Here is a 12,185-nt window from a genome sequence, read left to right on the forward strand (position 1 = left end):
GTAATGACAACGGTATTCAGCGCCGTGTTGCCCGATACCCCCCGCCCGTAGTTCACTGTGGGCGGCGGACGCCATTGCCGACGACACCGAACGAGGCGGAGGACACGTCCCATGGGGGCTGGGCACGATCACGGGCACACACACGGTCCCTCCACCGGGACGGCCGCCGCGGCCCACCGGGGCAGGCTGCGGATCGCGCTGGGCATCACGCTCTTCGTGATGGTGGCGGAGATCGTCGGCGGCCTGCTGGCCGACTCGCTGGCGCTGATCGCCGACGCCGCCCACATGGCGACCGACGCGCTGGGGCTGGGCATGGCACTGCTGGCGATCCACTTCGCGAGCCGCCCGGCGAGCGAGAAGCGCACCTTCGGTTTCGCGCGGGCCGAGATACTGGCCGCCCTCGCCAACTGCCTGCTGCTGCTCGGCGTCGGCGGCTACGTCGTCTACGAGGCGGTGGAGCGGTTCTTCTTCGCGCCCGCCGAGACCTCGGGGCCGCTGGCACTGGGCTTCGGCGCGGTCGGCCTGCTGGCCAACATGGTCTCGCTCTCCCTGCTGATGCGCGGCCAGCGGGAGAGCCTCAACGTGCGCGGCGCCTTCCTGGAGGTGGCCGCCGACGCGCTCGGCTCGGTCGCCGTCATCCTCTCCGCCCTGGTCATCATGGCCACCGGCTGGCACGCGGCCGACCCGATCGCCTCGTTGCTGATCGGCGCGATGATCGTGCCGCGCACCCTGCGGCTGCTGCGGGAGACGCTGGAGATCCTGCTGGAGGCGGCGCCCAAGGGCGTCGACATGGCGGAGGTGCGGCGCCACCTGGAGGAGCTGCCGGGAGTGGTCGGCGTGCACGACCTGCACGCGTGGACCATCACCTCGGGCATGCCGGTCCTCTCCGCCCACGTGGTCGTCGAGGCGGACCAGCTGGACGCCGCAGCCCACGAGAAGCTGCTGCACGAACTCCAGGAGTGCCTGGGCGGCCACTTCGACGTGGAGCACTGCACCTTCCAGCTCGAACCCTCGGGCCACGCCCCGCACGAGGCGGGCCTCTGTCACTAGGCGTATCGGTCACGAGCGTTGTCGACGCCGCCGCCGGCCCCGGAAGATGTCACAGGATCGTCACAGGTCGCCCGGAGGGGCCAGGGGGCGCCCGGAGCCTCCACCGTCGCGCCGGAGCCATCCGCCGCTCCCCGCCGCCCGGGCGGTGCCCCTCCCGCGCGGTACGCCCCGGCGGCAGGCCTCCCGCCCGGGGCTCCGGCGGCCCGCGCGCGACACCCACCGGTCGGTTCCGCCGTCGGGCCCGCTCCGCCGCGGATTGCTTACCGGCGAGTACGGACCGCCCGCCGCCGCGGAGAAGCGGACGGGTACCGTCCGATCCGGGCACGCTGGGCACGACAGGTGCCCAGAGCGCCGGATTTGTGCGGCAGACTTGGGCGCTCAGGACCGAAGCGAAGGATGGGTATGCCGATCACACCTGCCACCGCGGTGAGCCGCTCGTCGGACGACTCCCCGGAGGCCGTCATTCTGCTCGAACTGGTCGACGAGGACGGCAACACCATCGGCACGGCCGAGAAGCTCTCCGCCCACCAGGCGCCCGGCCGCCTGCACCGGGCGTTCTCCGTCTTCCTCTTCGACGAGCGGGGCCGCCTGCTGCTCCAGCAGCGTGCGCTGGGCAAGTACCACTCCCCCGGCGTCTGGTCCAACACCTGCTGCGGCCACCCCTACCCGGGCGAGGCGCCGTTCGCGGCCGCCGCCCGGCGCACCTTCGAGGAGCTCGGTGTCTCCCCCGTGCTGCTGGGGGAGGCCGGCACGGTCCGCTACAACCACCCGGACCCCACCTCGGGCCTGGTGGAGCAGGAGTACAACCACCTCTTCGTCGGGCTGGTCCGCGATCCGCTGCGGCCCGACCCCGAGGAGGTCGGCGGCACCGCCTTCGTCACCCCGGCCGAGCTGGCCGAGCGGCACGAGGCGGGGCCGTTCTCGGCCTGGTTCATGACGGTCCTGGACGCGGCGCGCCCGGCGATCCGCGAACTGACCGGGGAGAGCGCCGGCTGGTGAGGCTCAGGCGCCGGGGGCCGGGAGCACCGGTGACACCCCGGCGTCCGGGGCCAGCGGCAGCGCGGCCCAGATGACCTTCCCGCCCGCCGCCGTGTGCTCGACGTCGCAGACGCCACCCGCCTCCGCGGTGATCTCGCGGACCAGCAGCAGCCCCCGGCCGCCGGTCTGTGCGTGGTCGGCGACGAGCGCGGTCGGGCGGTACGGGTGGCTGTCCTCGACCGCCACCCGCACCCAGGCGGCGCCGACGGCCACCTCGACGCCGACGGTCGGCGAGAGCAGGGCCGCGTGCCGCACGGCGTTGGTCACCAGCTCGGAGACGATCACGAGCAGCCCGTGGACCAGCTCCCCGGATGCGGGAACGTTTTGGCGGCGCAGCAGGTCCCGTACGGCGTGCCGGGCCTGGGGCACCGCGGCGTCCTCGGCGGCGGCGGTGAAGCGCCACACCCCCTCGTACGGCGCCGGGGCCTCGGCCACGGCCGGGGCGGGGGGTCTCGGAGCGGGCCCGGCCGGGCCGCCTCGTGCGCCGTCATCCATGTTCCGGTCCCCGTCCTCGGTCTGCCCGGCGTCCTGGGCCTCGGTGGCTTCCACAGTCCGAGTGTTGGGAATGTCCGGCTCCGGGAGCGCCACCTGACCGCAAAGTGCCGCGTATCGAGCGGATCCGACCGTCCGGTGGCGCCAGAAGCCGCTATTCGACCGCTACCTCGGCCGCTCCCGTGCTCAGTGGGCCCGCGGGCGAGGAGACGTCACGCCCGGTCCTCGCCGGAGCGGCCGCCCTCGGACCGGTCCGCCAGGTCGGAGACGACGCCGCGGCCGCCCATGCCGGTGGAGATCAGCGAGAGCCCGTCGAAGAGCAGCGAGAGGGAGAAGAAGGTGCCGATCACGTACTGGCTGCTGCTCGGCCACTCGGCGAGCACCAGCGCCCCGAGGACCAGGCCGAAGAGGCCCTGCAGCAGGGTCCAGCCGAACTGCGGCCCACGCACCACCAGGCTGCCCGCCAGCCGGAAGAGGCCGCCGGTGAGGAAGAGCAGCGCCGCGAACATGGTGAGCGCCTCCGCCGCGACGTCGGGGCTGCGCAGGATGACCACGCCTGCGGCGATGTTCAGGGCGGCGACCACCGCGGCGAGCCAGAAGTAGTGCGAGCCGCGCGACTGGACGGCGTGCAGCAGCCCGACCACGCCGCCGATCAGCAGCAGCCAGCCGAAGAGGAGCATCGAGGTGAGGGTGGCGAGGCCTGCGTAGACCAGGCCGACGGCTCCGGCCACCAGCAGCACCACACCGAGGAAGGCCAGCCAGCCGAACCCCCGGTTGAGCCTGCGGCGCTCGCGACCGCTCACCGCGGGGCCGTCGTCCTTGTGCCGGGCCATGCGGGGCACCTCCTCGTCTCCGGGCGGCCCCCTGTCCCGAGCGTAGGCCGACGGCGGGGGCCGCGCGCGGCGCGGATAGCATCCGGGCCATGGAGCCGAAGCTGACCCACACCGTCGCCGGCGGCGTCGCCACGGTCGTCATCGACCATCCGGCCAAGCGCAACGCCATGACCGCGGCGATGTGGCGCGCGCTGCCGCCGCTGCTGGCGGAGCTGGCGGCGGACCCGGTGGTGCGGGCCCTGGTGCTGACCGGGGCCGGGGAGACCTTCTGCGCCGGGGCGGACATCACCTCGCTGGGCGGCTCCGCCGAGGGCGGTGACGCGCCGCAGCGGCTCGCCGTCCTGGCCGAGGAGGCGCTCGCCGCCTTCCCCCGGCCGACGCTGGCAGCGGTGCGCGGGTACTGCGTGGGCGGCGGCGCCCAGCTGGCGGCCGCCTGCGACCTGCGCTTCGCCGAGGAGGGCAGCCGGTTCGGGGTCACCCCGGCCAAGCTGGGCATCGTCTACCCGGCCTCCTCCACCGCCCGGCTGGTCGCCCTGACCGGGCCCGCCACCGCGAAGTACCTGCTCTTCTCCGGCGAACTGATCGGCACCGGGCGGGCGCTGCGCTGCGGCCTGGTGGACGAGGTGCTGCCCGCCGGGGAACTGGACGCCCGGGCGGCCGCCTTCACGGCGGTGCTGGCCGCCCGCTCGCCGCTGACCCAGGCGGCTGCCAAGGAGTTCGCGGCGGGCCGCACCGACCGGATCACCCACTGGGAGGACGAGGCCCGGCGCAGCCAGGACGCGGCCGAGGGCGTCGCGGCCTTCCTGGAGCGCCGTGCGCCCCGCTTCACCTGGACGCCGGCGTCCGCGGGCGAGTGAGCCCGGGCCCGTGCCCGCCCGGCCGCGGACACGGCAGCCGCCGCTCCCTTCCCTCCCAAACCGACTGGTCGGTAACGTCTGGTCCATGAGCACTCTGCCCGCACACGCCGGACGCCGCTGCCACCACGCGGTCAACCCCTTCCACTCCGCCGTCTACTTCTCCCCCGACCTGCCCGAGGAGCTGGCCGCGATCGGCGTCACCGACGCCGACGCCGCCTACTTCGCCTCCCGGTCGGCCGCGCTCGGCGCCGTCGGCCCCGGCACGGTGACCGCCACCTTCTACAATTTCCGCCACGACCTGGTCGCCCGGCACCTGCCCGCCGTCTGGGAGGCGGCCACCCCCGCGCAGGTCCTGGACGCCCGGCTGCGCGCCGTCGACCGCACCCTCAGGCGGCTGCTCGGCGAGGAGGCGCTCGCCGCGCCGGAGCTGGCCGAGGCGGCGGAGCTGGCCCTGCGCGCCGCCGAGGGCTGCTCCCGCCCCGCCCGGCCGCTCTACGCCGCCCACGCCGACCTGCCCGTCCCCACCGAGCCCCACCTCGCCTACTGGCACGCCGCCACCCTGCTCCGCGAGCACCGGGGCGACGGGCACCTGGCCGCGCTGCTGGACGCGGAACTCGACCCGCTGGAGGCGCTGGTCAGCCACACCGCGACCGGGTTCGGCATGACGCCCAAGTGGGTGCTGGCGACGCGTGGCTGGGCCCGGGAGGACTGGGACGCGGCGCGCGAGCGGCTGGCCGCACGCGGCATCCTCGACACGGACGGCGCCCTGACCGAGCGGGGCACGGCGCTGCGGGCCGAACTGGAGGACCGGACGGACCGGTTGGACGCCGGGCCGTACACGCACCTGGGCGCCGAGGGCACGCTGCGGCTGACCGAGCTGGCCAAGGGCCTGCTCGGGCGGATCCACGCGGCCGGGGCGTACCCGGAGGGCATGCTGGGGCGCGGCTGAGCCGGTTGCGCCTCCCCGCCTCGCCCCCGCGGTTCCGGCCGCGGGGGTGACACGGCCGGGTGGACGGGTGTGCGGGCCCGGGAGGGGAGGCTGCCACAATTGCGGCGCACCCTCAGTGAGAAGGCGGTACGGAGATCGTGACCACACCCACCACCGGGTCCATCGAGAGCAGGATCGCCGAGCAGCTCGGCGTGCGGGAACGGCAGGTGCGGGCAGCCGTCGATCTGCTGGACGGCGGCGCCACGGTGCCGTTCATCGCGCGCTACCGCAAGGAAGCGACCGAGATGCTGGACGACGCCCAGCTGCGCACGCTCGAAGAGCGGCTGCGGTACCTGCGGGAGCTGGAGGAACGGCGCACCGCCGTCCTCGAATCGGTGGCCGAGCAGGGCAAGCTCACCGACGAGCTGCGGGCGGCCGTCGAGGCGGCCGAGACCAAGGCGCGGCTGGAGGACATCTACCTGCCGTTCAAGCCGAAGCGGCGCACCAAGGCGCAGATCGCCAAGGAGGCCGGGCTCGAACCGCTGGCGGACGGCCTGTTGGGCGACCCGTCGGTGGAACCCCTCTCGGCGGCGGCCGCGTTCGCCGATCCGGAGAAGGGCGTGGCCGACGCGCAGGCCGCGCTCGACGGCGCCCGGGCGATCCTCGCCGAACGGTTCTCCGAGGACGCCGACCTCATCGGCACGCTGCGTGAGCGGATGTGGGGGCGCGGCCGGCTGGCGGCCAAGGTCCGCGAAGGCCAGGAGGAGGCGGGGGCGAAGTTCTCCGACTACTTCGACTTCGCCGAGCCGTTCACCGAACTCCCCTCCCACCGCGTGCTGGCGATGCTGCGCGGCGAGAAGGAGGGCGTGCTCGACCTGGCGCTGGAGCCGGAGGAGCCGTCGGCCGACCCGGCGGCGCCCTCCTCGTACGAGGTGGAGGTGGCGGCCCGGTTCCAGATCGCCGACCGCGGGCGCCCCGGGGACAAGTGGCTGCTGGACACGGCCCGTTGGGCCTGGCGGACGCGGATCATGGTCCATCTCGGCATCGACGTGCGCAGCAGGCTGCGGACCGCCGCCGAGGACGAGGCGGTGCGGGTCTTCGCCGCCAACCTGCGGGACCTGCTGCTGGCGGCGCCCGCCGGGACCCGGGCGACGCTGGGCCTGGACCCGGGGTTCAGGACCGGGGTGAAGGTGGCCGTGGTGGACGCCACCGGCAAGGTGGTGGCGACCGACACCATCTATCCGCACGTGCCGCGCAACCAGTGGGACAGCGCCCTGGAGAAGCTGGCCGCGCTGGCCAGGGCTCACCAGGTCGAGCTGGTCGCGATCGGCAACGGCACGGCGTCGCGGGAGACGGACAAGCTGGCCGGGGAGCTGATCGCGGCCCACCCGGAGCTGAAGCTGACCAAGGTGATGGTCTCCGAGGCGGGCGCCTCGGTCTACTCGGCCTCGGAGTTCGCCTCACAGGAGCTGCCGGAGCTGGACGTGTCGCTGCGCGGCGCGGTCTCCATCGCCCGGCGGCTCCAGGATCCGCTGGCGGAGCTGGTGAAGATCGACCCCAAGTCGATCGGTGTCGGCCAGTACCAGCACGACCTCTCCGAGGTGAAGCTCTCCCGTTCGCTGGACGCGGTGGTCGAGGACTGCGTCAACGGCGTCGGCGTGGACGTCAACACGGCCTCCGCCCCGCTGCTGGCCCGGGTCTCGGGCATCGGCTCGGGTCTGGCCGAGAACATCGTGGCGCACCGGGACGGCAACGGCCCCTTCTCCTCCCGCAAGGCGCTGAAGGACGTGTCGCGGCTGGGCCCGAAGGCGTACGAGCAGTGTGCGGGCTTCCTGCGCATCCGGGGCGGGGAGGACCCGCTGGACGCCTCGGCGGTGCACCCGGAGGCGTACCCGGTGGTGCGGCGGATGGCCAAGGCCGCGGGCGGCGTCGACGTGCTGATCGGGTCCGCCGGGACACTGCGGTCGCTGCGCCCCGAGGAGTTCGTCGACGAGAAGTTCGGCCTGCCGACGGTGACGGACATCCTGCGGGAGCTGGAGAAGCCGGGCCGCGACCCGCGACCGGCGTTCCGCACGGCGACCTTCCGGGAGGGCGTCGAGAAGCTCTCCGACCTGGAGGCGGGCATGGTGCTGGAGGGCGTGGTCACCAATGTGGCCGCGTTCGGCGCCTTCGTGGACGTCGGCGTCCACCAGGACGGCCTGGTCCACGTGTCGGCGATGTCGCGGAACTTCGTGAAGGACCCGCGCGAGGTGGTCAAGCCGGGCGACATCGTGAAGGTCAAGGTCATGGAGGTGGACGCGGCGCGCAAGCGCGTCTCGCTCACCCTGCGGCTGGACGACGAGCCCGGCCAGGGCGGAGGCGGCCGCGAGCGGCGCGGCGGCGAGGGCCGCTCCGGCGGCGGTCGCCCGGCGCAGGGCCAGGGCGGGCGTCCGGCGCAGGGGCAGGGCGGCGGCGGCCGCCAGGGCGAGCGGCGCGGCGGCGGGCGCGCCCCGCAGCAGCGGCAGGGGCGCGGCGGCGGCCGGGGGCAGTCGGCTCCGCCGCCGGCCAACGACGCCATGGCCGAGGCGCTGCGGCGGGCGGGGCTGGTCGACCCGAAGCAGCGCTAGGGGGCCGCCGAATTCACCGCATCCGCACACGAGCGGAGGCGAGGACTCTCACAGAGTGAAGGGCCCGGGGACAGAACCCCGGGCCCTTCGGTCACGGTATGCCCGGTTTTGCCGGGCGAGGAGCCTTCGGTTGAGCGGCAGTTGAAGCGGAAGCAAATTTTCCGCTTCTGTGGCGGAGCTGATACAAAACCCCGGAACGTTATCGAAGAACCCGGCCGGTGCGATCCGCCCGCCGGAATCTCTCCCCCCACTCGACACGGTCCCCACGAGGGACCCGGGCCTTCCGGAGCCTGCATGACTTTCACGCCCTGGTCGCTGCTGAGCGACGCCGGTCTGCTCGCCGCCCTCCTGGTCACCGGTACCGTGCTGCGGGCCCGCGTCCGGCTGGTGCAGCGCCTGATGCTCCCCGCCAGCGTCATCGCCGGTTTCCTCGGCCTGGCACTGGGCCCCGAGGGGCTCGGGCTGCTGCCCTTCTCCGACCAGCTCGGCACCTACGCCTCGGTGCTGATCGTGGTGGTCTTCGCCTGCCTGGCACTGACCGACGGGCTGTCCTTCAAGGGCATGGGCCGCTCGGCCGGTGCCTACGGCTCGTACAGCGTCGCGGCGTACGCGCTCCAGGTCGGCCTCGGCATGGTCTTCGCCCTGGTGGTGCTCGGCCTCTTCTGGGACGTGCCGGACGGCTTCGGCACCCTGCTCTTCGCGGGGTGGGCGGGCGGCTTCGGCACGGCCGCCGCGCTCGGCACCGCCTTCGAGGCGTCGGGCTGGGAGGGCGCCTCCTCGCTCGGCTTCACCGCGGCGACGGCAGGCATGCTGGCGGGCGTCGTCGGCGGGATCATCCTCAACAACTGGGGCGCCCGCAAGGGCCACACCCAGGGCATGGGCCGCTTCGAGACGCTCCCCGAGGAGCTGCGGACCGGGCTGGTGAGGAAGTCCGAGGAGCGCACCGCCACCGGCTTCGCCACCACCTCCCCCTCCTCGGTGGAGCCGCTCGGCGTCCAGATCTGCGTGGTCCTGATCATCTCGGCCGTCGCCTACGGCGTCTCCGAGTGGTTCACCGGGCTCTTCCCCTCGCTGATGGTGCCGGTCTTCGCACTCGCCTTCATCGTCGGCCTCGCCATCCGCGCCGTCCTGGTCCGCACCCCCGCCTGGGGCTACGTGGACGGAGAGTCGCTGAAGTCGGTCTCCGGGACCGCCACCGACGTCCTCATCACCTGCGGCATCGCCTCGATCGTGCCGAGCTTCGTCGCCGACTGGTGGCTGCCGCTGCTCGGCATGTTCGCCCTCGGCCTCGCCCTGTGCCTCTTCCTCTTCCTGTGGGTGGCGCCGCGGCTCTTCGAGGGCAACTGGTTCGAGAAGGCCGTGGTCACCTGGGGCTGGTCCACCGGCGCCGCCGCGACCGCCATCGCCCTGCTGCGGATGGTCGACCCGAAGCTCAAGAGCGGCACCCTGGAGGAGTTCGGCGTCGCGTACATCCCGGTGGCGCCGGTCGAGACGCTCACCGTCACCTTCGTCCCCGTCCTGGTCACCGCCGGCGCCGTCTGGGTGGTCGGCGGGGTGTGGACGGCCGTGGGGCTGCTCGCGCTCTTCCTTCCGTGGCTGTGCGGCTGGGCCCCCAAGCGGCGCGCGGCCGCCGAGGCGGCCCCGGCGGCGCGTGAGGAAGCGGGCGTCTGACCCGCTGGTCCCGGCCCGGTGTCAGGCCTCGGTGACCCGCCCGTCCGCCACGCGCAGGCGGCGGGTCACCCGCACCGCCTCCAGCATCCGCCGGTCGTGGGTGACCAGCAGCAGCGTGCCGGTGAACGCCTCCAGCGCCGACTCCAGCTGCTCGATGGCGGGCAGGTCGAGGTGGTTGGTGGGCTCGTCCAGGACCAGCAGGTTGACGCCCTTGCCCTGGAGCAGGGCGAGCGCCGCCCGGGTCCGCTCACCCGGTGAGAGGGTCGCCGCCGGGCGCAGCACGTGGTGCGCCTTGAGGCCGAACTTGGCCAGCAGGGTCCGCGCCTCGGCCGGGTCCATGGCGTCGGCCGCCGCCCGGAACGCCTCCAGCAGCGGCTCGGGCCCGTCGAAGAGCCGCCGCGCCTGGTCGACCTCGCCGGTCAGTACACCGGAGCCGAGCACGGCCGCCCCCTCGTCGACCGGGACCCGGCCGAGCAGGGCGGCGAGCAGCGTCGACTTGCCCGAGCCGTTGGCGCCGGTGATGGCGATCCGGTCGGCCCAGTCGACGCTGAGCGAGACGGGGCCGAGCTGGAAGCCGCCCCGCCGGAGCACCGCGTCCCGCAGGGTGGTGACGACCGCGCCCGAACGGGGCGCGGCGGCGATCTCCATCCGCAGCTCCCACTCCTTGCGCGGCTCCTCGACCTCGTCGAGCCGCTCGATCATCCGCTGCGTCTGGCGGGCCTTGGCGGCCTGCTTCTCGCTCGCCTCGCTGCGGAGGTTGCGGCCGATCTTGTCGTTGTCCCCGGCCTTGCGGCGGGCGTTCTTGACGCCCTTGTCCATCCAGGCCCGCTGGGTGCGCCCGCGCTCCTCCAGGGCCGCCTTCTTCCCCGCGTACTCCTCGTACTCCTCGCGGGCGTGCCGCCGGGCGGTGGCCCTCTCCTCCAGGTACGCCGCGTAGCCGCCGCCGAAGAGGCGGGTGCGCTGCTGGGCCAGGTCGAGTTCGAGGATCTTGGTGGTGGTGCGGGTGAGGAACTCGCGGTCGTGGCTGACCACGACGGTGCCCGCGCGCAGACCGGTGACGAACGCCTCCAGCCGGTCCAGGCCGTCCAGGTCGAGGTCGTTGGTGGGCTCGTCCAGCAGGAAGACGTCGTAGCGGGAGAGGAGGAGCGAGGCGAGCGAGGCGCGGGCCGCCTGCCCGCCGGAGAGCGCCGTCATGGGGCGGTCGAGTCCGGTGGTCAGGCCGAGGGCGGCGGCCGTCTCCTCGGCCCGCTCGTCCAGGTCGGCGCCGCCCAGCGCGAGCCACCGCTCCAGCCCCTCGGCGTACGCGTCGTCGGCACCGTCGGCCCCCGCCACCAGCGCCTCGGTGGCCGCGTCCAGCTCCCGCTGTGCGCGGGCCACACCGGTGCGGCGGGCCAGGAAGTCGCGTACGGACTCCCCCGGGCGCCGCTCGGGCTCCTGCGGGAGGTGGCCGACGGTGGCGGCGGGCGGGGTGCGGCCGACCGTGCCCCGTCCGGGGGCGTCGAGGCCCGCGAGGAGGCGCAGCAGGCTGGACTTGCCCGCGCCGTTGGCGCCGACCAGCCCGATCACGTCGCCCGGGGCGACGACCAGGTCGAGCCCTTCGAACAGGGTGCGGTCACCGTGCTGGGCGCTGAGGTCCTTGGCGACGAGGGTGGCAGTCATCAGCGGGATCTTAACGCCGTCACCGGGGGACTCCCGCCGCGCGGAGCGGGCCCCGGCCGGGGAGCGGCGCGCGGTTCAGATGAGGCGGAAGAGGTCCGCCGCCGCGTGGACGTCGGTCAGGTCCTCGACGGAGCGGAGGTTGTCGCACAGGGCCTCCAGGACCGAACCGGTCCCGGCGGCGCCCGGGGCGCCGACGGCCAGGCCGAAGAGGCGGAAGCCCAGCCGGTGTCCGGCCTCCTGCCAGCCGCGCGTCCACTCCTCGGTCACCCCGCACTCGTCGTCGGTGATCATCACGATGTCCCCGCGCCCGCGCGCCGCCTCGTCGAACTCCTCCGCCAGCAGGTCGGCGGCGGCCGACAGCGGCCGCTGGTAGCTGGTGCCGCCGCCCAGGAACGTCTCCGCGAACTCCACGACCCGGTCCGTCGGGGCCGGCCGGTCCGCGGGGAAGCGGAAGACCTGGAGCTTGTCGGCGGCGGAGAACAGGATGCCGACGAAGTCGCGCCCGGCGTGGCGCGCCTGGTCGAGCAGGGCCAGGGCGCACGCCTTGGACCAGGCCTCGCGGGTGATCCCGCCGGGCCCCTCCTCGTACATGGAGTGCGAGGTGTCGACGCAGGCGATCACGGCGCCCTGGCCGGTGGTCTGCTCGCCGCGGCTGTCGTAGAGCATCAGTTCCCCGGCCGCGTACCGCGCCGCGAAGACGGCGCGCAGCTCCGGCAGGCCGAGGTGGGCGAGTTCGCAGGGGAGGACGCGGGAGAGGTCGTCGCCGAGGGTGACGCCGATCAGTTCGCCGGTGGCGTTCTCGACCTTGCGGGCCCGCTCGCCGGCCGCCATCTCCCGGAAGCGGCCGATCAGTTCGGCCCACCGTGCCAGGCGGCTGGTGCGCAGCCGCTCGGCGAGCCGGGCGCGTTCGCCGAAGGGCATCCGCTCCAGCTCGCCGGGGCCGACGCCCCACGCCCGCATCAGCGCGGCATCCTCGCGGGTGGCCCGCGCCGCCCGGGCCGCCGCGCGCGCCGCGGCGGCCCGGATGCCGGGGGCCGCCGCCTCCAGGGCC

10 protein-coding genes are annotated in these 12,185 nt (G+C 74.4%); 6 read left to right on the forward strand and 4 right to left on the reverse strand.

Annotation, left to right across the window (positions count from 1 at the left end; genetic code table 11):
- Positions 1-111 precede the first annotated feature (111 nt).
- Together ACFWMZ_RS25505 and idi are read left to right on the forward strand one after the other, a co-directional pair.
- The gene (locus ACFWMZ_RS25505) at positions 112-1,050 is read left to right on the forward strand and encodes a cation diffusion facilitator family transporter (RefSeq protein WP_383204363.1); all 939 of its coding nucleotides are present in this window, start codon (positions 112-114) and stop codon (positions 1,048-1,050) included.
- A 402-nt stretch (positions 1,051-1,452) separates the two neighbouring features.
- On the forward strand, positions 1,453-2,049 hold the full coding sequence (idi, locus tag ACFWMZ_RS25510; protein WP_383181707.1) for an isopentenyl-diphosphate Delta-isomerase: 597 nt from the start codon (positions 1,453-1,455) through the stop codon (positions 2,047-2,049).
- 3 nt (positions 2,050-2,052) lie between these two features.
- Here the strand turns inward: idi and ACFWMZ_RS25515 are convergent, their stop codons facing one another.
- Together ACFWMZ_RS25515 and ACFWMZ_RS25520 are read right to left on the reverse strand one after the other, a co-directional pair.
- Positions 2,053-2,583 (reverse strand): ATP-binding protein, encoded by a 531-nt coding sequence (locus ACFWMZ_RS25515; RefSeq protein WP_383204389.1) that lies wholly within the window; start codon positions 2,581-2,583, stop codon positions 2,053-2,055.
- A 209-nt stretch (positions 2,584-2,792) separates the two neighbouring features.
- Entirely contained in the window at positions 2,793-3,413 is a 621-nt protein-coding gene (locus tag ACFWMZ_RS25520) for an HdeD family acid-resistance protein (protein WP_383204366.1), read from the reverse strand.
- An 89-nt stretch (positions 3,414-3,502) separates the two neighbouring features.
- Between ACFWMZ_RS25520 and ACFWMZ_RS25525 the strand changes: the two genes are divergently transcribed.
- The 4 genes from ACFWMZ_RS25525 (at position 3,503) to ACFWMZ_RS25540 (ending at position 9,475) form a co-directional block, all read left to right on the forward strand.
- On the forward strand, positions 3,503-4,270 hold the full coding sequence (locus tag ACFWMZ_RS25525) for an enoyl-CoA hydratase/isomerase family protein (RefSeq protein ID WP_383204369.1): 768 nt from the start codon (positions 3,503-3,505) through the stop codon (positions 4,268-4,270).
- Positions 4,271-4,355: 85 nt separating this feature from the next.
- A complete protein-coding gene (locus ACFWMZ_RS25530; protein WP_383204372.1) occupies positions 4,356-5,219 on the forward strand; it encodes a hypothetical protein in 864 nt (287 codons plus the stop codon).
- Positions 5,220-5,356: 137 nt separating this feature from the next.
- Positions 5,357-7,804 (forward strand): Tex family protein, encoded by a 2,448-nt coding sequence (locus tag ACFWMZ_RS25535; RefSeq protein WP_383204375.1) that lies wholly within the window; start codon positions 5,357-5,359, stop codon positions 7,802-7,804.
- A gap of 294 nt (positions 7,805-8,098) precedes the next feature.
- A complete protein-coding gene (locus tag ACFWMZ_RS25540) occupies positions 8,099-9,475 on the forward strand; it encodes a sodium/glutamate symporter (RefSeq protein WP_383181692.1) in 1,377 nt (458 codons plus the stop codon).
- Positions 9,476-9,496: 21 nt separating this feature from the next.
- On the opposite strand, the gene ACFWMZ_RS25545 is transcribed toward ACFWMZ_RS25540, so the two are convergent.
- Together ACFWMZ_RS25545 and ACFWMZ_RS25550 are read right to left on the reverse strand one after the other, a co-directional pair.
- Positions 9,497-11,134, reverse strand: a complete 1,638-nt coding sequence (locus tag ACFWMZ_RS25545; RefSeq protein WP_383204378.1) for an ABC-F family ATP-binding cassette domain-containing protein — start codon at positions 11,132-11,134, stop codon at positions 9,497-9,499.
- 75 nt (positions 11,135-11,209) lie between these two features.
- A partial coding sequence (locus tag ACFWMZ_RS25550; protein WP_383204380.1) for a VWA domain-containing protein occupies positions 11,210-12,185 on the reverse strand: 976 nt, incomplete at its 5' end.

Source organism: Streptomyces sp. NPDC058373, assembly GCF_042723275.1.
Taxonomy (GTDB): Bacteria; Actinomycetota; Actinomycetes; order Streptomycetales; family Streptomycetaceae; genus Streptomyces.